The organism is Aliikangiella litoralis, assembly GCF_052495765.1.
The window spans coordinates 2,257,501-2,276,649 of sequence record NZ_CP199292.1; the positions used below are offsets into that span (position 1 = coordinate 2,257,501).

Consider the following 19,149-nt stretch of genomic DNA (forward strand, 5'->3'; position numbering starts at 1 on the left):
CAAGGTTCGGAAGTGATTGATGCCCTGCTTCCAGGAAAAACTTCTAAGCTTCAGGTAATGTGAGACCGTACCCCAAACCGACACAGGTGGGTAGGTAGAGAATACCAAGGCGCTTGAGAGAACTCGGGTGAAGGAACTAGGCAAAATGGTACCGTAACTTCGGGAGAAGGTACACCGCTGACGGTGATGAGACTTGCTCTCTAAGCTGTTGGTGGTCTAAGAAACCAGATGGCTGCGACTGTTTATTAAAAACATAGCACTCTGCAAACACGAAAGTGGACGTATAGGGTGTGACGCCTGCCCGGTGCCGGAAGGTTAATTGATGGGGTTATCTTCGGAGAAGCTCTTGATCGAAGCCCCGGTAAACGGCGGCCGTAACTATAACGGTCCTAAGGTAGCGAAATTCCTTGTCGGGTAAGTTCCGACCTGCACGAATGGCGTAACGATGGCCATACTGTCTCCACCCGAGACTCAGTGAAATTGAAATTGCGGTGAAGATGCCGTATACCCGCGGCTAGACGGAAAGACCCCGTGAACCTTTACTATAGCTTCACACTGGACTTAGAACCTGCTTGTGTAGGATAGCTGGGAGGCTTTGAAGCGGTGACGCCAGTCATCGTGGAGCCAACCTTGAAATACCAGCCTGGTATGTTTTGAGTTCTAACGCAGACCCATTATCTGGGTCGCGGACAGTGTGTGGTGGGTAGTTTGACTGGGGCGGTCTCCTCCCAAAGAGTAACGGAGGAGCACGAAGGTACCCTAATCCCGGTCGGAAATCGGGAGTTTAGTGCAATGGTATAAGGGTGCTTGACTGCGAGACAGACACGTCGAGCAGGTGCGAAAGCAGGTCATAGTGATCCGGTGGTTCTGTATGGAAGGGCCATCGCTCAACGGATAAAAGGTACTCCGGGGATAACAGGCTGATACCGCCCAAGAGTTCATATCGACGGCGGTGTTTGGCACCTCGATGTCGGCTCATCACATCCTGGGGCTGTAGCCGGTCCCAAGGGTATGGCTGTTCGCCATTTAAAGTGGTACGCGAGCTGGGTTTAGAACGTCGTGAGACAGTTCGGTCCCTATCTGCCGTGGGCGTTGGAAATTTGAGGAGAGCTGCTTCTAGTACGAGAGGACCGAAGTGGACGAACCTCTGGTGTTCGGGTTGTCACGCCAGTGGCATTGCCCGGTAGCTATGTTCGGACAGGATAACCGCTGAAAGCATCTAAGCGGGAAGCCCCCTCCAAGATAAGATTTCCCTAGAGCTTTAAGCTCTCATAAGGAACGTTGAAGACTACGACGTTGATAGGCAAGGTGTGTAAGTGCTGTGAGGCATTGAGCTAACTTGTACTAATGATCCGAGAGGCTTGACCATATAACACCCAAGCGGTTTGTTTGGTGTGATTATAGAGTGAATTGTCATTTTACGAATAGTGTTGTTGAAGAAAACCTAGCTTGTACTTGTTTTTATTAAGATTGTAACAATTTGGTTAGTTGCAGAACTAACAGCTTAAGCTGAGAGGCTTGAGTAACAGTTTTGCCTGGTGATATTAGCGAACGGGAACCACCTGATCCCATCTCGAACTCAGAAGTGAAAACGTTCAGCGCCGATGATAGTGTGGGGTTTCCCCATGTGAAAGTAGGTCAACGCCAGGCGCTTATTTGAAGAGGCCCAATCGAAAGATTGGGCCTTTTTTTATGCGAGTTAGAATGGGTTTATCTTTTTATACTCGTTGTTTCCTTTAATGACGATTGTTAACTCTTTAATGAAAGGCGTTATAGGGGAAGTACTAAGTTGATAGTGCTTATTTCGAAAAGATTTTTAATTGAAGTTTTATTTATTTTAAATCGACTAATTATGTCAAATATAGATAGGCATTTATTAGTGCTGATAACTTAGTGCTGGATAGAGTGCAACACTAAGTTTTAAAGGGGTTTTTAAGGGATTTGTATTTTTGGTGATTCACTTTGTCCTGGAACAACAATTTTTGAGGCTTGTTCCCTTTGATATTCTTGTATTTCTTTCATGGTTTGCTCCATGCTTTCTTTAGCCGCATCCCCAAAACCAGCTAAAGCTTCTTCTAAGGAATTTACTTTTAGCTCAAAATTTAGAGGAAGTGCTCCACCCGCAGTCATCACTTGGGTCTGCCCAAAATAAGTGGTATCGCGGCTAGTGTCTAAGTCACCGCTCACAAGTACAGGTGTTAATACTCTTATACTACCAATTTTTTGATCGGTAAAAACTTCTTCTTTAACTAAAGTTGAAGCATCTAGCTGAATGTCTGGCATTTGTTGGTTCATGTTGTTTCTCGGAAAGTTGCTGAAAAAATAGAATTATAAAAGATTAGCTAAGTAAATACTATGCTGCTTTGTTGAGGCAAAGCTTTGTCTATGTAACAATCCATCTTCTTATCTAAAAAATTATTTTGTGAGTATAATTTAAAATGAGTTGTTGGTATGTTTACATTATCAAAGCAGAAAATGAGAAATTATACACAGGTATTACAACTGATTTTATTAGAAGGTTCAATGAGCATTTTACAGCTAAAAAAGGTGCTAAATTTTTTAATATATCAAAGCCAAAAGAAGCTGTTTATTTAACCGAAGTTAAATCTAGATCTGAAGCCTGTAAATTAGAAGCAGAAATAAAAAAATACAAAAGAACCGAAAAACTTAATTTAGTTGACTCTCCAAATAATAAAATAAAAAAGTATTTAAAAATATGAATAACAGACTCTTGCTAAGAAAAGCGCATCGTTATATTGCACTTATTGTAGGCGTGCAATTACTCTTTTGGTCTGTTGGTGGGTTTTATTTTACACTTTTTCCTATTAGCGAAATTCATGGTAGCCATTTGAAATCTATGCCTGTTAAGTTTGACTGGAGTCGAATAGAAGGCGTTATGACATTAGAAGAATTAAATAGTTATCTCTCTTCACATCATTTTAATTTAAAGGATATAAAGCAGGTTAATTTGACAACTTTTATCCAAAAGCTTTTGTATAAAGTGGAGTTTGATACTGGAAATATATTATGGATTGATGCTTTATTAAAAGATAAACTTGAAAAAATGACTCTGTCAGAAATAAAAGAATATTCTCAAACAATTGTAAAAAATGCTGGATCTCCTGTTGAGATTAATTGGATAACTAATGTCAATGAAACACATGAATATAGAGGAAAAAGATTACCTGTTTATCAAGTTATTTTTGATGGTAAAGATAATTTGCACCTTTATGTCGATGGTTATAGTGGTGAAATTATGAGTATGAGGACTAATAAGTGGAGAGTATTTGATTTTATGTGGATGTTGCATGTGATGGATTATGAAACAAGAGATAATTTTGGCCACTGGGTTCTGAGGTTATTTTCATTTTTAGCGGTAGTTACATCATTAACTGGCTTATTTCTCTGGTACGTTAGCTATAGGCGGTGAATTAAACAATGGATTTAGAAGATGCTCAACTATTAATTGAAGAAACCAGACTTAAACTTGAAGCTGAATACTTTTTTCTTAAAGATTGGAATATTGTATTTGATAATGCTAAGCGCAGGGCTGGAGTGTGTAAGGTTATCACTAAAGAAATTGGGTTAAGTAAAGAGCATGTAAGGGCTAACTCGATACAAACTGTGTTAGATACTTTATTACATGAATTTGCGCATGCTATTACTTTTCATTTATATAACGATATAGGACACGGAAAGAATTGGAAATCTATTGCTAAGAAAATAGGTGCTATACCAAAAGCAACAGGAAAATTTAATTTGCCGGATGCGCCTTGGGCGCTAGTGGTATATTGCCATCATTCTAATACCATTGAAAAAGTTGCTTTGAGGTATAGAAAAAATAAAAACATCAAAAGTTTTTTTATTAAAGGCCGACCATCTACTAGAGGTAAATTATTTTATGTTAAAGCAAAAGAATACAATTTGTTTGAATTAGGAAAAATTCAGCTAAAGCAGTTAGAGTTTATTCGCTAGTAATTCCTACTATACATAAAATATTTATCACTAAACATACTATTTATGCAATATTTACATGTTTAGTGATAATTCTCTTTTAAAAGCAATCATAAATTATGCTGCTACATAAAATGATTGAATAGCAAGTGGGCGCCTTGTCGGATTCATTTCATTAGAAAAAGCTTTAATTTCATTAATAGTTTCCATAATTGCATTGGCTTTTTCTAAGATGACTTTCCCTTGTTCTGTAACACCAATAAGATTCTTGCCGTTACGTGCAAATATCTGAATACCTAGCTCTTCTTCAAGTAATCTAAGTTGTTTACTAACCCCTGGTTGTGAAGTGTATAAACGTTCTGAAGCTTGAGTTATATTTAAGCCGCTGTCAGCTATTGCTAATATAAATCTGAGTTGTTGTAGTTTCATTTTTTGTTTCCTTGTAGTAAATGTTAAATTTAAGTTTTTCAAAGGTAAAAAAAACGCCACTGAGTTGGTAACTGAGTGGCGTTTTAAAATACTTGCTGACTGGGTCAGGTCACCACTCGTTCTCTATGTTTTTTGGTAAAGAGCATGTGCTTAAACATAGAGACTAACCAGGCACATGCGAACATAATCACAGGCTTAATAGTTGTGACTGTATTGATGCGTTTGTATGTGGTTAGTATTGTGGTCATTTATTATGTAATTCTGATAAAATATAACTTAGTTAATGTTGGGGGTTACCCTTACTTAAAACTTTTTCATATCAGTTTGATAAAAGCTATTGATATGAATTCAAAAAATTGACTACTTATCTAAAGGCATTAACCTTTTAATGACAACTTTTATATCATGGGATTTTCGAGGCGTCAAGTAGTGAAAATTATTAATAGAAAATAAATAGCATTAAGCATAACAAAAAATTATGTAGTTATTGGTTAAAAATCATATATGCTTGCCGCCCTAGCGGTTGTTTTTAGTATTAAAATTAACCTACATTGATGTTGAGTAAATAAGTTTATAAGTCGAGATAAGTTTTGCTTTGACTTCAATTGAGTTAGAAATCTCTTAAAAAATTAAAGGTTTAGAGAAATGAAGAAGTATAATGTTGCAATAGTTGGTGCCACAGGTGCTGTTGGACAAGAATTAATTCGAGTGCTTAGTTTAAGAAAGTTTCCACTTGCTAAGTTGACGTTACTTGCTTCAGAAAGATCTGCTGGTAAGACCATTAGTTCAGATTTGGGAGATTTAGCTGTTGAAGTTTTTTCTCCTGATAAATTTAAAGGGCAGGATTTTGTATTTTTTGCAACAAGCGGAACTCATAGTAAAGAGTTTGCGCCATTAGCAGCAGAAGCTGGTGCTGTTGTAATTGATAATAGTAGTGCTTTTCGCTTAGATCCTGATGTACCGCTGGTTGTACCAGAAGTTAACCCGCAAGCAGCAAGACAACATAATGGAATTATTGCCAATCCAAATTGCTCAACTATACAAATGGTTGTCGCTTTAAACCCACTTCATCAATATTCCAGAATTAAACGTATTGTTGTTTCTACTTACCAAGCTGTTTCTGGTGCTGGCCAAGAGGGAATTGCTGAATTAAAAGAGCAATTGAGTGCTGCATTAAGCAATGAAACAGTTAATATTGATAAATTTACAAAACAAATTGCTTTTAACGTTATTCCGCATATTGATGTTTTTCAGGAGAATGGTTACACCAAAGAAGAAATGAAAATGGTGGATGAAACTTGGAAGATTATGGGAGACAGTGAGATTAAAATTGCTGCAAATTGTGTAAGAGTTCCGGTAATAAGAGCGCATTCAGAAGCTATAAATATTGAAACTGAGTCATTTATTGGTGAAACAAAAGCTCGAGAGCTGTTAGAGTCTGCTAATAATATTAAAGTGATCGATAAACGAGACAATGGTGGTTACCCAACGCCTATTGATGTGAGCGAAACAATGGACACCTATGTTGGCCGAATTCGTAATGATATTTCCTGCGAAAATGGTTTAGCGCTGTGGGTTGTTGCTGATCAGTTATGGAAAGGGGCGGCTTTAAATGCTGTTCAAATTGCTGAAATTTTGACTGATAAAGAGTAACTAAATGCGTGTATTAAAGTTTGGTGGTACGTCACTGGGTGATGCTTGCAGGATGCAAAATGTTGCTGAAATTGTCAATCAACAGGGTAGGGTTGTTGTTGTATTATCTGCTGTTGCTGGTACAACGGATTCTTTGGTTAAAATTGTTAATTTTCTTAAACAAGAAAAAAGAGAGTTAGCCAGCCAGATTGTTGAGCAGCTAATGGTTCATTATGAACAATATGCTAATCAATTATTTTCGTCTGATGAAAATAAGCTAACAGCCGCTAAATTTATTAAGCAGCAATTAACTGAGATCAGAGAAATAATTGGTCGTCCTTTTAAAGCGATTAGCGAGTTTGAATTACTCGCAAAAGGCGAGATTATATCGACCCAGCTTTTCTATCTTTTTTTAATTGAACAAGATGTAAAAGTCAGTTTGCTATCTGCACTTGATTTCTTAAGGCTAAATGATGATGGTGCGCCTGATGAAGAATACCTTGAAACCGCTTTAAGCACATTACTTAAACAAAATTCGCAGACTCAAATATTTGTTACTCAAGGATTTATTTGTCGAAACGCTAGTGGAGAAGTTTCAAATTTGCAGCGGGGCGGAAGTGATTATTCAGCTTCTTTATTTGCGGCTGCCATAGGTTGCGAAGAGGTTCAGATTTGGACTGATATTGATGGTATGCATAATAATGATCCCAGGTTTATCGAAAATACACGGCCAATTAGAGAGTTGTCATTTGACGAAGCTGCGGAGTTGGCTTATTTTGGTGCAAAAATACTACATCCAAGCAGTATAAAGCCTGCGCGTAAAAAAAATATACCTGTTAAATTATTAAATACATTGGAGCCAACTGCACAAGGAACCATTATTTCGTCTGTCAGCACCCAAGCAAGAATTAAAGCTGTTGCTGCAAAAGATGGTATTACAGCGATTAAAATTAAGTCGAGTGAAATGCTTCAAGCGCCTGGTTTTTTGCGTAGAGTTTTTGAGGTTTTTGAAAGTCACAAAACATCCATTGATGCAATTACTACTTCCGAAGTAGCCGTTTCTTTAACCATAGACGACACAAGCTATTTAGATTTAATTACTCAATCTTTAGCGGAGTTTAGTCATGTTGAAGTGGATAAAAATATGTCTATTATCTGTGTTGTTGGTGAGTTTGTTATGGAAAGTTCTGGCGTTGCATCTCAGGTTATCAGCTCATTAAAAGATATTCCGATTCGTATGATCTCTTATGGTGGAAGTGCCCATAACATTACTTTATTGATATCTGAAGATCTTAAAGTAAAAGCTCTCAACGCTTTACATAAAGGTTTATTTAATACCTAGCCAATATTTTATGTTGGTACAAGACCAACTTTTGTTTTAAGTCAGTCTTGTGCCTATTGGTTAACCAGTTAACTAATAGAAGGTAGTTTTGTCAATTCTGCGAAATGATTAAATTTGCCCGCTAAAATTAAGCTTTGTATTCCTTCAATATCACTCGCCATGTAGCGATCTTTTTCGTAAAAATCGGCTTTAGTTCGAATAATTGAAATAGCTTGTTCGCCTTTAGATGAGGATTTTATTGGTTGACGAAGTTCAACTCCTTGGGCTGCACATAGCATTTCAACAGCGATGATACCTGACAAATTATCAACTAATTCAACCAGTTTTCGGGCTGCAAATGTAGCCATACTAACATGATCTTCCTGATTAGCGGAGGTTGGTAAACTATCGACTGAAGCAGGGTGAGCTAATGTTTTGTTCTCGCTAGCTAACGCAGCAGCGGTGACTTGGGCAATCATAAAGCCAGAGTTAACACCACTATCATTAACCAAAAATGGTGGTAGCTGGCTAAGGTGTTTATCGAGTAATAGAGCAATACGTCTTTCACTAATAGCACCGATTTCAGCTGCCGCAATGGCAAGCGCATCTGCTGCTATCGCTACCGGTTCAGCATGAAAATTACCACCAGAAATAATATCACCTTCATCGGAAAAAACGAGAGGGTTATCTGACACGGCATTAGCTTCTGTAAGTAGTACACTTGCTTGAAAGCGTATTTGATCTAAGATTGCCCCCATAACTTGAGGCTGACAACGAAGAGAGTATGGATCTTGAACTTTTTCACATTCGGCATGTGATTTTAATAAATCGCTGTCTTTTAAAAAATCTTCATAAGCGGCTGCTGTTTGTATTTGCCCTTGGTGGCCCCTAACTTGATGAATTCTTGAGTCGAAAGGAGCAATGCTGCCGAGTGCTGCATCAACAGAAAGGCAACCAGCAACAATTGCAGAGGCAAAACAATTCTCTGCTTTAAATAGACCTGCTAATGCGATTGCTGTTGAAGCTTGAGTACCGTTAAGAAGCGCTAATCCTTCTTTCGCTGCTAATATTTGCTTTTTTATGTTCACAGATTGCAGTGCTTGTTCGGCACTAACCTTTTCACCATTAAAAAATACCTCTCCGATGCCTATTAGCATGCAACTCATATGAGCTAATGGGGCTAAGTCACCAGAAGCACCAACAGAACCTTTTTCAGGAATGACTGGGTAAACGCCTGAATTAACTAATTGGAGTAATGTTTGAATAATATTCAAGCGTATACCTGAATAGCCTTGTGCCAGGCTACTAACTTTTAAAGCAATGAGCAGTCGCACAATGTTTTCATCGAGAGCTTCACCAATACCGGCAGCATGTGACAATACTAGGCTTTCTTGTAAAAGTTGTAATTTATCATCGGGTATACTGGTAGAAGCGAGCAGGCCAAATCCCGTATTAATACCATAAACGGTGCGCTTTTCATCAATGACTTGTTGAACTGTTTCGGCCGAGCGATTGATGTTATCAAAACAACTTGGATCCAGTTCGAGCTGGACTTTATTTTCAAAAATAAAGCGACAATCATTCAGGCTGAGTTGTCCTGGTTTTATTAGAAATGAATTCATGATTATCTCCGTTAATTAGTCTTGATGTGTCATTTGATCGATCATTGGTAAGTTGAGTTCATTTTCTTTGGCGCATTGCTTGGCGATATCATAACCAGCATCGGCATGGCGCATAACACCTGTTGCAGGATCGTTCCATAGTACGCGTTCAATTCTAGCGGCGGCTTCGTCTGTGCCATCACAGCAAATAACAATACCTGAGTGTTGAGAGTAACCCATACCAACCCCACCACCATGATGTAGAGAAACCCAAGTTGCACCACTAGCAACATTTAACATTGCGTTTAAAAGAGGCCAGTCAGATACTGCATCAGAACCGTCCATCATGCTTTCTGTTTCTCTATTAGGGCTAGCTACAGAGCCTGAGTCTAAGTGGTCTCGGCCTATGACTACAGGTGCTTTTAACTCACCATTTTTAACCATTTCATTAAAAGCTAAACCAAGCTTGTGTCGTAACCCCAAACCAACCCAGCAAATACGTGCTGGTAGGCCTTGAAAACTAATCCGCTCTTTTGCCATATCTAACCACTGGTGAAGGTGAGGATCATCATGAATAATTTCTTTTACTTTTTGATCGGTTTTATAAATATCTTCAGGGTCGCCTGAAAGTGCAGCCCAGCGGAATGGACCAATACCACGGCAAAAAAGTGGGCGAATGTAGGCTGGAACAAACCCTGGAAAGTCAAAGGCATTAGTTACCCCTTCATTATATGCTTCTTGACGTATATTATTGCCGTAATCAACAGTAGGGATGCCCTCATTAAAAAAGTCCAGCATGGCTTTTACTTGCACAGCCATTGATTGGCGCGCTTCTTTGGCAACTTGTTGTGGATCACTTTTTGCTTTTTCTCGCCATTGAGCAACTGTCCAGCCAATAGGTAAATATCCATTAACAGGATCGTGGGCAGAAGTTTGATCGGTGACTAAGTCAGGTCGAATACCTTGTTGGTAAAGCTGAGGAAATATGTCGGCAGCGTTACCAAGTAAGCCGATTGAGATAGCTTGGTTAGTCTTTAGTGCCTGGCTAAGCAGGCTCATAGCTTCTTCAACAGTATGAGCTTTTTTGTCAACATAGCCGGTTTTTAAACGGAAATCGATCCGTGTTTCATCACATTCAACGGCTATCATGCAATAGCCAGCCATAGTAGCAGCCAGGGGTTGTGCTCCTCCCATTCCTCCTAAACCGCCTGTCAAAATCCACTTTCCTTGTGTGTTACCATTAAAGTGCTGTCGTCCAGCTTCAACAAAAGTTTCATAGGTTCCTTGTACAATACCTTGACTGCCAATGTAAATCCAAGAGCCAGCAGTCATCTGGCCATACATCATTAAGCCTTTTTTATCGAGTTCATTAAAGTGATCCCAGTTAGCCCACTGGGGAACCAAATTTGAGTTGGCAATTAGCACGCGAGGTGCATCTTTATGCGTTTTAAAAACGCCAACCGGTTTGCCTGATTGAACCAGCAAAGTTTCATTATCTTCAAGTTGTTTGAGCTGTTTAACGATTTCATCATAACATTGCCAATTTCTAGCTGCTCGACCAATACCACCGTATACCACTAATTCGTTTGGGTTTTCTGCTACTTCAGGATCTAAATTATTCATTAACATTCTTAATGGGGCTTCTGTTAGCCATGATTTAGCACTTAATTGTGTGCCTTGAGCAGCTTTAATTGAGCGGCTAGCATCCGATCTTGAATGGGTCATACGGTTTCTCCTGCATGAATCTATATGTGTTTAATCGCTATTTACGGTACTAAATTTGGTGCCCAAGCTATAACTATTACCGGGATGATAAAGTCTGGCATAGCTAACCAATTGGCCATTGCACCAGGTTTTTCTCTGAAGCAATAAAATGGCTTCGTCTTCTTTTAAATCTAGGATCTTTCTAATATTTTCATCACCAATAATTGCTTCTACTTTATGCTCGGCTTCGGTAACTGGGGCAACCGAAGATAAGTATTCACTGGGAGTGATTTTTGAATAATCTTGCTTTACATAATCTGGAATAATTGCGGTGTTAACCCAGCGGTATTCAAGTTGTATTGGTGTTTGATTCTGAAAATGGAGCAGTTGCGAATGTGCACAAAGCTGATCGGCTTCAATATTGAGTACACTCGCTATTGAAGTATCTGCATTTTGTAATTCACATAATAGTAGCTGTGAATGATGTTCGAAGCCTTGTTCTTTAATTTCAGCTGAAATACTGCGAATTTGCAGCAGTGATGATTGTTGTTTTTCTTTAGCTACAAAGCTTCCTTTACCTTGAATTCTGACTAAAGTGCCTTCTGAATATAGCTCTTGTAAAGCCCTACGCGCAGTCATTCTACTAACTTTGCAGAGATCAACCAGTTCATTTTCGGAAGGAACGCGTTCGCCGGCGGTCCATAGTTGTTGACTGATGCCTTCAAGTAGGTAGTTCTTAACTTGTGTATAGCGTTTATCTTTTGATTTCATAAATTAATTATTCCATTGTTAGGTTGTATATACAAGTTAAATTTGGCAGAATTATCAAACTTGTAAAATCAAGCAGTTAAAATTGATAATTATAACTCAATTGACTATTGTGAAATTGGGTTCGCAGAGGAATAGTATGAGCAAGATATTTGAATTGATTGAAGGTAAGCTACCAATATTAGTATCAATGCCGCATAATGGTTCTGTTATACCTGATGATATCGCTGTTAATATGAATCAATCTGCCCTGGCTTCTGTAGATACCGATTGGTATATGGATAAGGTTTATCAGTTTACGATTCAATTCGGTTGCAGCCTGATAAAGCCATTTTTCTCTCGTTATGTTATTGATTTAAATCGTTCAGATGATGATGTTTCGCTCTATCCTGGCGCGAATACAACTGAATTGTGTCCAACTACGCAGTTTGATTTACAGCCTATTTATCAAACGGGCAAATCACCAACCCAAATCGATATTTCTCAACGAATAGAAAAGTATTGGCGTCCTTATCATGAACAACTTGCTCGTTCGCTTATGGCAATCAAAAGTCAATATGGCTATGCTTTACTATTTGAGGCACACTCCATTCGTTCGATAGTACCGCGCTTTTTTTCTGGTCAATTACCTGACTTTAACTTCGGTAACAATGATGAAACAAGTAGTTGTTTGCAGCTAACTGAGTTGATTAAGCAATGGCAACCAGTAAATTACAGCAAAGTATTCAATGCTAGATTTAAAGGTGGTTATATTACGCGGCATTATGGTAATCCTTCGAATAACATAGACAGTTTACAGCTTGAGCTATCTCAAGCTACCTATATGAATGAACAATATTTAACCTATGATAATGAAAAAGCAGAAAAAGTTATCAATGAAATAAAAGGCTTGTTTGAAAGATTGAAAATTCTTTGCCTACAACGTTCAGAAAGTGTCTAAACTTTAGAGTATGCAGCATTTAAAACGCGTAAAAGTATATAGCGAAGATCTTGAGCCCGGTATGTTTGTATCGGAGCTTGATTGTGATTGGAGTGAATCTTCATTTTTATTACAAGGATTTACTGTTGAAGGACAAGAAGATATTGATTTGGTCAAAAGTCAGTGTAAATTTGTTTATGTTGACTTTAAAACGGATGAAGATTTTCAAAGGCATAAATTAGAAACTTCCAAATCTTCCACTTATCGACTAAAAATGAAAAGCTCTTTGAGTGAGCGTAACTATAACTTAAGAGAAAAGCTGAAACCTGCCCTAGACAGAAGGAAAAAAACAAGCAAGATTGTTAAGTCTGTAATGGATAAAATAATGCTGGGTGAAGATTTTGAAATTCACGGTGTTAGAGAATCAGTTAAAGAAAATGTAAAAAGTGTATTACAAAATCAAGAAGCAATGCTGATGATGACTATGTTGAAAAGTAAAAATGAAAGCGTTGCAGAGCATAGTTTTAATGTTAGTATTTTGTCGATAGGTTTTGCCAAATCACTTGGTTTTTCCGAAGCTCAGCTAGAAGATATTGGTATGGCCGCTTTATTTCATGATATTGGTCAGGTCAAAGTAGATCAGAAAATCATTTTAAAAAAAGGTAAACTCAATCAAAATGAAAAAGCAGAGGTGAGTAAGCATACTCAATATGGTTTTGAAATCCTCTCTGCTAAGTCGGGGTTAACACCATCCTGTATTGATGTTGCTTATTCTCATCATGAGCGTTTGAGTGGGCAGGGCTATCCTAGAGGTCTTAAAGGCGATCAAATCTCTACCAATGTGCGTATTGTTAGTATTATTGAAGTATTTGATTCATTAACAAGCCACCAGACATACCGGAAAGGTATGTCTGTGATGGATGCCTATAAGATATTAATGGCAGGTAAAAACACACATTTTGATGAAGCACTGATATTAAAGTTTATTAAGTGGCGAAGTATTTATCCTCCTGGTTGTATTGTAGAAATGGAAAATGGCGAAGTGGGCATTGTGATTAAAGCGCACAAAGAGCATAAATTAAAGCCTAAGGTACTATTGGTATTAAATGAGTACAAACAGCCACGGCAAGAACGCATGATTGATATGACTCAATTGGTGCTTGATCCTGAATCAAAACCCTATAAAATCATCCGCGCCTATGAAAATATGGCATTTGGGATTGATCTGCAACAATATGCAGAAAAAGGTCTCCAAGTTCAGTTTGCTGAATAAGTTCAAGTTTTAACCAGTTTTTAAAAGGTCTATAAGATGAGTCAAATTCTAGCTCAAATGTTGGAACAGTTGTCGGATGAAGATAAACAGGTTTTTGCTCAACTCTCTCAGAGTTTGAAAGATTGTGGTGGGGATATAGCACGCTTGTCAGAAAAAGAGCGGTTAGTTATTAAACAAATGGAAGATAAATACGGCGATAAAATTAAAGCAACTCATCAGCAATATGAAGAAACAGAGGAAGAGTTTGATATTTTAGATATGCCATTCGCACAAAATGCAAGGCAGATTTTAGCTCGTGATTTGGGAGATAAATTTCCACAAGAAGAAGAAGCGATTGCTTTTGTTTTTGAAAATAAGTGGATGCCACTAGAGTGCCAAAAGCAGGAGTTAGTTGGTGAGCTTTTTAACCGTTTTGAACAAGATATTTATGAAATAAATCGGTGGCGGGAAGAGTTAGTTGATATTCATTCGGATAAAAAAATGGCCGTTGGTTTGGCTTGGTTTATGGTGGTGTTTCAATTAAACAAACGGTTTAATCCTTAGCATAAGTAATCAAAAGCAGAATTGTTTTTTTCAATATGGTTTGATTGAAGGTTTTTTTATACCTAAATTTAAAGTGTGATAATTTTTAATGAGAGGAAAAGTTCATTGCTTTTCCTCACAAAATGATTACAACTGTTAAAATTATTTATTGTATTTTTTTATTGGTTTCTAAGCTTTTTGGTCCAATATGTTTATCCAGGAACTGCTCTATTTTAGAATAAAACCGTTCACGGTTTTCTGGTTTCACAAAACCATGAACTTCTAAGGGTTCAATCAATGACTCGTAAGGATAATTAATTTTATCTAATGCGTTGGTCAGAGCTTCAAAATGTTCAATTGGACAGCGTTTATCTTGTCCGCCGTGCACTAGCAGCAAATCTGCTTTTATTTTGTTAACGTGATAAACAGGAGAGCGTTCTTTTACAAATTGAGGGCTATTAATTCCCCATGCATTATTTAAAAATAACTGTCCTGACTCTCTATCCCAAGTATCACTTTTTTTCATAATATCAATATCATAAACTCCAGCATAACCAATAGCACATTGGTATAAATCAGGTTCTTTTGTAACCCCCATTAATGAAGCATATCCGCCATAACTTGCGCCATATATACAAATTCGGTTTTTATCGGCGATGCCTTGCTTGATTGCCCACAAAGTCCCATCAGTTAAGTCATTTTGCATTTCAGCGCCCATTTTCCGATAATGGGAAAAGTGAAAATCATTACCCCGCCCGCCTGAGCCTCGGTAATTAACTTGCAAGACGGCATAACCTCTACTGGCTAAAAACTGAACTTCTGGGTCAAATCCCCAATAGTCTCTGATGCCATAGGGACCTCCATGTACTAAAACAACCATTGGTAAGTTTTCTTTTTTACCTTCAGGCATGGTTAAGTAACCTTTTATTTCTAGGCCATCTCTCGCTTTAAATTGAATCGCTTGCATACTATGCATTTTATCAGGAGCAATCCAAGGTTTACTGTGTGCTAAGCGGTTGATTTGGTTTTTCTGTCGATTATAAACATAAAAACTGCCAGGATTTTTATCACTACTCACAAAAATAATAGCTAAATTCTCATCTTTTGTATGGCTAATTATTTGTACATCTTGACCAGGAAAAGTGGCACTAAAACCAGGGTGTAATTGAGCCTGTAGAGAGTCGCTATTCAAAAAATAGCTTCGAGGGATTTCTTCTTCTCTATAAATACCGATTATCTCTTTACTATTAGGTTTTGTGCTTAATAACATGCCTGTGACTTCAAAGTCATCGATGATTTTCATTTTGAGTGACATTTCCATTGTTTTAGGTGTTAACAAGTAAACGCCTTTGTCTCTTCTTTTTCCATCATAGTAAACATAAATTTTATTTTTCTCAGCACTGTAACCGAGTGGTGTAATTCCTCCTTCCTCATTATTGTAATGGGCAAGCACTTGCCATTCAGATGCAATATCAGCACGGTAATGAACTTTTGTTTTTGTTGATAAATTGGTTTGTTCTACAGCAATGCGTATATTGCCTTTTTCGTCGGCAAATAAACCACCATTTTTAGACGGGCTGGTATCGACTTTGCGCTTGGTTCCGTTATAAATATTCAACTTGTATATCTCAATGTTGCTTGAATATTTTCCCCATTTAGGCTCGGAAATCAATATATGTTCAGGATCTTCAGGAAGTTTACTAAGGATTTCAAAAGGGTGCGGATTTTCTCTTCCACGATTACCTCGGCCTTTTGCAGGCAGTACTAATCTAACTTTGCTTCGATCCCAGTTTGATGCATAAAGGTATCCTGTTGCATAGGGTTCGCCTATTGAGCCAACTCTCACATTCATTTGCGCATAAATCCTTTCTTCGTTAAGCCATCCAAAATCGCCTATTTCTTGGTTTTTCTGTTTGGAAAAGTGCAAAGATGAAAGTGGTTTTAATGTTTTTCTATCAAGAATAGTAATTTGGCTTTTTTCTTTGTAATAACCTTTAACGGCTAAATATTTGCCTGTTGGTGAGATTCGAATATCTTGATATTGTGACCGTTTAATAAAATGTTCAATTGGCTCTTTTGACGTTTTAGCTTCTGTAAAACTCGGCAGCAGTAGTATTATTGCTCCAAACACAAATCCTATTGGACCTAACTTCATCATTTTTCCTTATCAAATTAACACATTGTTTAACCATAAAAATTAAACATCAATTTTTAACTGATTTCAAAAAATAAGTCAGTTTTTAATGATATTTTTATTAATTAACTTTTAGAAATCATAGATTAAAAATATAGATTTAATTTTTATAATATTACTATTATTTATAAGATAAGTTATTTTAAGCTGGATTGCGAGTTTTACATATTATTGACACATTTAAACCATATTTTGACTTTTATACCTGCCAGAAATGTCCTTTTTATTGGTTGTAATGAGATTACTCATCGCAATTAAGGGGAATTACAATGCAAAACTGGCCAAAAGATGAAAATATCATGAGCTGGGATCCTGAGAATATGGAAAAGTATTGGGAGTTATGTCGGCAGTATGATCAATATCCGCAATTAGAATTAAGTTTTGAGGATAGCGTAAGCCAGCAGGAGTTTAACTATACTTATACCCACTCTTTATGAATATAGCTGTTTTTAATCAGTCGTTTTTTTAAAGTATGTTCACTGTAAATACTTAATAATTAGTAAAAATTATAGGCTAAATCTCAATAGTGATTACTTCCATCTTTATTGAATTAAAAAAGGAGAGTTAAGACTTTTTAAATAAGAGCAACCGAAAGCGGGTGATTAAGTACCATATAGCACCTAAAGCAGCGGCACCAAGCTGCATAAAGTGGGAGGTTTTGGTTAAACCTTTTTCTCCAACAAAGTACCAAATAACAATACCAGCCAAAAATAAAATTAAGCCACTCATCGCTTGCATTTGTAGTGAATATCTTTTCTTCATTCTTGCAAGCTTTGCTTTTGAAGCAATTTGTTCTTGAGTTGCCCCATCAGCTCCAGTTCCTTTGACTAGGCTAAATTGGCAATGAGAGCAGATTTTTGCCTTATCAGAAATCCGTTCTTTACAGGAAGGACACTTTATTATTGACATTGGATGCCTATATTTTCATTGATTTTAGTTGATTATAATGGAGTCACGCTGCTCTCTCAATTATTTTATTTTTTTAGGATATACGGTAGTTTAGAAGGCAAGTCTTGCCTTCTAAACTATATGAACAAGCAGTAGTAAGCTTTTTATTTATATTTAGCTTAAGAACAACCTTAAAGCGAGAGCAATCAAAAATGTTCCCGCGGCCTTGTTAATCCAGTTAGCCATTTGAATGTTACGTTTCAAGCGCTCAGCAAGCTTACCTCCTGCTAATGAAACGATTAAATCTGAGGGGAGGGCTGTAAGAGGGATTAATATGCCAAGTACTAAGAGTTGGCTTGATGAATACTCTTCTTTACCTGACAGTAATGAAGGGATGAAAGCTACAAAAAATAATATTGTTTTGGGGTTGGTTATTTCTACAATAACACCTTGCCAAAATATATGTCGATAACTTGACTTTGGTTGTTGTTCAATAGTTACTTCGCTCGGCTCTATAGGGTTTTTTAACATGTTAGAGCCTAAATAAGCGAGGTAACCTGCGCCACCTATTTGAATAATTAAATAAAGTTTTGGGCTGTATGCAACTATTGATGCTAAACCAACGGCTGCTGCCAATGCGTGAAACATCCCGCCAATTGCTAGACCAGCCGAAGACGCTAGCCCGGCTTTATAGCTTTGGTTCATACTCCGTGATAGCACATATAACATTGAAGGTCCTGGCGTTGCTGCAAGCATAAAACCAGCAATGGCAACTAAAATGATTGAATCAATATTAGGTAACATGTTTATTCTCCCAAGCTTTGTAAAACAGTATTTTGAAATGGATTTAAAGCAAGATTTTGTTGAGCCAAAAATGGATTGCTGCGCTCTGATAATTGCTTTCTTAAGTAGGCAAAATCACGAGTAACTTGTTGCAATAAATGTTCTCCCGCTTTAATAGGGGGGTATTTTGATAAGCTTGCTGTTGTACTTGCTAATTTCCAAGGCTCTACTATTGTGTCGTAGTCAAGTGATGCAAAATAGGGAAATGAAAAACGTTCGATTCCTAAATTATTGACTCGGTGTAAATTAGATTTAAATTGACCTCCACTCCAAACTTCAAGCATATCTCCAATGTTAATTGTTAAAGCATTTTTAAATACGGGGACATCTATCCATTGGCCTTTTAAGTTTTGAGTTTGTAAGCCGCGTTCGTTAGAAAATAAAATAGTAAATAACTCATAATCAGTATGAGCTCCCATATTAATGTCAACTTGGTCTTGATAGTGTGGGTTTTCAATGTAATGAATCAAACGTAATTGACTCGTTGGTTTCTGCATTTTTGATAGCATATGCCCTGATGGCATGTCTAAAATATTTTCAAAAGCAGATGTTAATACATGACTTAAATTTCTTGCTCGTTGAAAATAATCACTAACAATCTGTTTAAAGTGAGGAATGTCTGGCCATATATTAGGGCCATAAAAAATATTTCCTTTTTGATGATCGTGATCACTTTTAGGGAGATCTAATGATAAATCGAAGGCTTCATAAAGCCTAACATTTGACTCATCATCGTAGAGACCATTTTCTGTAAAAGGTACATAGCCACAATGGCTGCTGGTTGAGCCTATCTGATATTTTCGTTTAAATGATTCTGTTTGTTTAAAAAAATGGTATGAAATCTTTAGTAAATCTTCATAAGTTTTATGTTTGATTCCATGATTTTTAATGGCAAAAAAACCTGTTTGACTACAGGCTTTTTTTATTTGATTTAAGCACTTAGACTGATAATAAGATTTGTCTATTAGTGGTGCTATGTCTATTAGTGGGATTTCGTGATTGGAAGTTGCTGAAGTGTTGGTTTGTTTTGTCAGTGTAGATACTGCATTAAGCATTATTAAACTCTCCTAAAGAAGTGGGTCTAAACCTTAATAACTTCCC

At 37.2% G+C, this 19,149-nt stretch carries 18 protein-coding genes and 2 rRNA genes (1 of these 20 only partly in view); 11 read left to right on the plus strand and 9 right to left on the minus strand.

Annotated elements, in window-relative coordinates:
- Together ACT5E3_RS09355 and rrf are read left to right on the plus strand one after the other, a co-directional pair.
- Nucleotides 1–1,369, plus strand: a 23S ribosomal RNA gene (locus tag ACT5E3_RS09355); it begins 1,525 nt to the left of the window's first position.
- 165 nt (nt 1,370–1,534) lie between these two features.
- A 5S ribosomal RNA gene (gene rrf / locus ACT5E3_RS09360) occupies nt 1,535–1,650 on the plus strand.
- A gap of 282 nt (nt 1,651–1,932) precedes the next feature.
- Here rrf and ACT5E3_RS09365 read toward each other — a convergent pair.
- The gene (locus ACT5E3_RS09365; protein ID WP_444998040.1) at nt 1,933–2,295 is read right to left on the minus strand and encodes a hypothetical protein; all 363 of its coding nucleotides are present in this window, start codon (nt 2,293–2,295) and stop codon (nt 1,933–1,935) included.
- A gap of 143 nt (nt 2,296–2,438) precedes the next feature.
- On the opposite strand from ACT5E3_RS09365, the gene ACT5E3_RS09370 reads away from it, so the two are divergent.
- Genes ACT5E3_RS09370 through ACT5E3_RS09380 form a run of 3 tightly spaced genes read left to right on the plus strand, consistent with a single transcriptional unit; the run spans nt 2,439 to nt 3,975 of the window.
- Nucleotides 2,439–2,720 carry a GIY-YIG nuclease family protein gene (locus tag ACT5E3_RS09370; RefSeq protein WP_444998041.1) on the plus strand — a complete coding sequence of 94 codons (282 nt, stop codon included), beginning with the start codon at nt 2,439–2,441 and terminating at the stop codon, nt 2,718–2,720.
- Nucleotides 2,717–3,430 (plus strand): hypothetical protein, encoded by a 714-nt coding sequence (locus ACT5E3_RS09375; RefSeq protein ID WP_444998042.1) that lies wholly within the window; start codon nt 2,717–2,719, stop codon nt 3,428–3,430. The genes ACT5E3_RS09370 and ACT5E3_RS09375 overlap by 4 nt, the downstream gene beginning before the upstream one ends.
- Before the next feature lie 8 nt (nt 3,431–3,438).
- Nucleotides 3,439–3,975, plus strand: coding sequence for a SprT-like domain-containing protein (locus ACT5E3_RS09380; protein ID WP_444998043.1), 537 nt, complete (start codon nt 3,439–3,441; stop codon nt 3,973–3,975).
- 96 nt (nt 3,976–4,071) lie between these two features.
- Here the strand turns inward: ACT5E3_RS09380 and ACT5E3_RS09385 are convergent, their stop codons facing one another.
- Nucleotides 4,072–4,383 carry a LysR family transcriptional regulator gene (locus ACT5E3_RS09385; protein ID WP_444998044.1) on the minus strand — a complete coding sequence of 104 codons (312 nt, stop codon included), beginning with the start codon at nt 4,381–4,383 and terminating at the stop codon, nt 4,072–4,074.
- 645 nt (nt 4,384–5,028) lie between these two features.
- On the opposite strand from ACT5E3_RS09385, the gene ACT5E3_RS09390 reads away from it, so the two are divergent.
- On the plus strand, nt 5,029–6,036 hold the full coding sequence (locus tag ACT5E3_RS09390; RefSeq protein ID WP_444998045.1) for an aspartate-semialdehyde dehydrogenase: 1,008 nt from the start codon (nt 5,029–5,031) through the stop codon (nt 6,034–6,036).
- A gap of 4 nt (nt 6,037–6,040) precedes the next feature.
- Nucleotides 6,041–7,357, plus strand: coding sequence for an aspartate kinase (locus ACT5E3_RS09395; protein ID WP_444998046.1), 1,317 nt, complete (start codon nt 6,041–6,043; stop codon nt 7,355–7,357).
- A 68-nt stretch (nt 7,358–7,425) separates the two neighbouring features.
- Here the strand turns inward: ACT5E3_RS09395 and hutH are convergent, their stop codons facing one another.
- Genes hutH through hutC form a run of 3 tightly spaced genes read right to left on the minus strand, consistent with a single transcriptional unit; the run spans nt 7,426 to nt 11,412 of the window.
- Nucleotides 7,426–8,958 carry a histidine ammonia-lyase gene (hutH, locus tag ACT5E3_RS09400; protein ID WP_444998047.1) on the minus strand — a complete coding sequence of 511 codons (1,533 nt, stop codon included), beginning with the start codon at nt 8,956–8,958 and terminating at the stop codon, nt 7,426–7,428.
- Nucleotides 8,959–8,973: 15 nt separating this feature from the next.
- Nucleotides 8,974–10,662 carry a urocanate hydratase gene (gene hutU, locus ACT5E3_RS09405; protein WP_444998048.1) on the minus strand — a complete coding sequence of 563 codons (1,689 nt, stop codon included), beginning with the start codon at nt 10,660–10,662 and terminating at the stop codon, nt 8,974–8,976.
- Nucleotides 10,663–10,692: 30 nt separating this feature from the next.
- Complete coding sequence (hutC, locus tag ACT5E3_RS09410; protein WP_444998049.1) at nt 10,693–11,412, minus strand: histidine utilization repressor; 720 nt, start codon at nt 11,410–11,412, stop codon at nt 10,693–10,695.
- Nucleotides 11,413–11,548: 136 nt separating this feature from the next.
- Here hutC and hutG point away from each other — a divergent pair, with 136 nt between their 5' ends.
- The 3 genes from hutG to ACT5E3_RS09425 are packed head-to-tail and all read left to right on the plus strand — an operon-like array spanning nt 11,549 to nt 14,144.
- Complete coding sequence (hutG, locus tag ACT5E3_RS09415) at nt 11,549–12,349, plus strand: N-formylglutamate deformylase (protein ID WP_444998050.1); 801 nt, start codon at nt 11,549–11,551, stop codon at nt 12,347–12,349.
- 10 nt (nt 12,350–12,359) lie between these two features.
- Nucleotides 12,360–13,601 (plus strand): HD-GYP domain-containing protein, encoded by a 1,242-nt coding sequence (locus ACT5E3_RS09420; protein WP_444998051.1) that lies wholly within the window; start codon nt 12,360–12,362, stop codon nt 13,599–13,601.
- A gap of 36 nt (nt 13,602–13,637) precedes the next feature.
- Nucleotides 13,638–14,144, plus strand: a complete 507-nt coding sequence (locus ACT5E3_RS09425; RefSeq protein ID WP_444998052.1) for a hypothetical protein — start codon at nt 13,638–13,640, stop codon at nt 14,142–14,144.
- A 145-nt stretch (nt 14,145–14,289) separates the two neighbouring features.
- Here ACT5E3_RS09425 and ACT5E3_RS09430 read toward each other — a convergent pair whose 3' ends face one another.
- A complete protein-coding gene (locus ACT5E3_RS09430; RefSeq protein ID WP_444998053.1) occupies nt 14,290–16,281 on the minus strand; it encodes an alpha/beta hydrolase family protein in 1,992 nt (663 codons plus the stop codon).
- A gap of 305 nt (nt 16,282–16,586) precedes the next feature.
- Between ACT5E3_RS09430 and ACT5E3_RS09435 the strand changes: the two genes are divergently transcribed.
- Entirely contained in the window at nt 16,587–16,754 is a 168-nt protein-coding gene (locus tag ACT5E3_RS09435) for a hypothetical protein (protein ID WP_444998054.1), read from the plus strand.
- Between the two features lie 127 nt (nt 16,755–16,881).
- Here ACT5E3_RS09435 and ACT5E3_RS09440 read toward each other — a convergent pair whose 3' ends face one another.
- The 3 genes from ACT5E3_RS09440 to ACT5E3_RS09450 all read right to left on the minus strand — a co-directional run bounded on the left by ACT5E3_RS09440 (nt 16,882) and on the right by ACT5E3_RS09450 (nt 19,103).
- Nucleotides 16,882–17,226, minus strand: a complete 345-nt coding sequence (locus ACT5E3_RS09440) for a hypothetical protein (RefSeq protein ID WP_444998055.1) — start codon at nt 17,224–17,226, stop codon at nt 16,882–16,884.
- Between the two features lie 153 nt (nt 17,227–17,379).
- The gene (locus tag ACT5E3_RS09445) at nt 17,380–18,009 is read right to left on the minus strand and encodes a LysE family translocator (RefSeq protein WP_444998056.1); all 630 of its coding nucleotides are present in this window, start codon (nt 18,007–18,009) and stop codon (nt 17,380–17,382) included.
- A 2-nt stretch (nt 18,010–18,011) separates the two neighbouring features.
- Nucleotides 18,012–19,103 (minus strand): isopenicillin N synthase family dioxygenase, encoded by a 1,092-nt coding sequence (locus ACT5E3_RS09450; RefSeq protein WP_444998057.1) that lies wholly within the window; start codon nt 19,101–19,103, stop codon nt 18,012–18,014.
- Nucleotides 19,104–19,149: the final 46 nt, after the last annotated feature.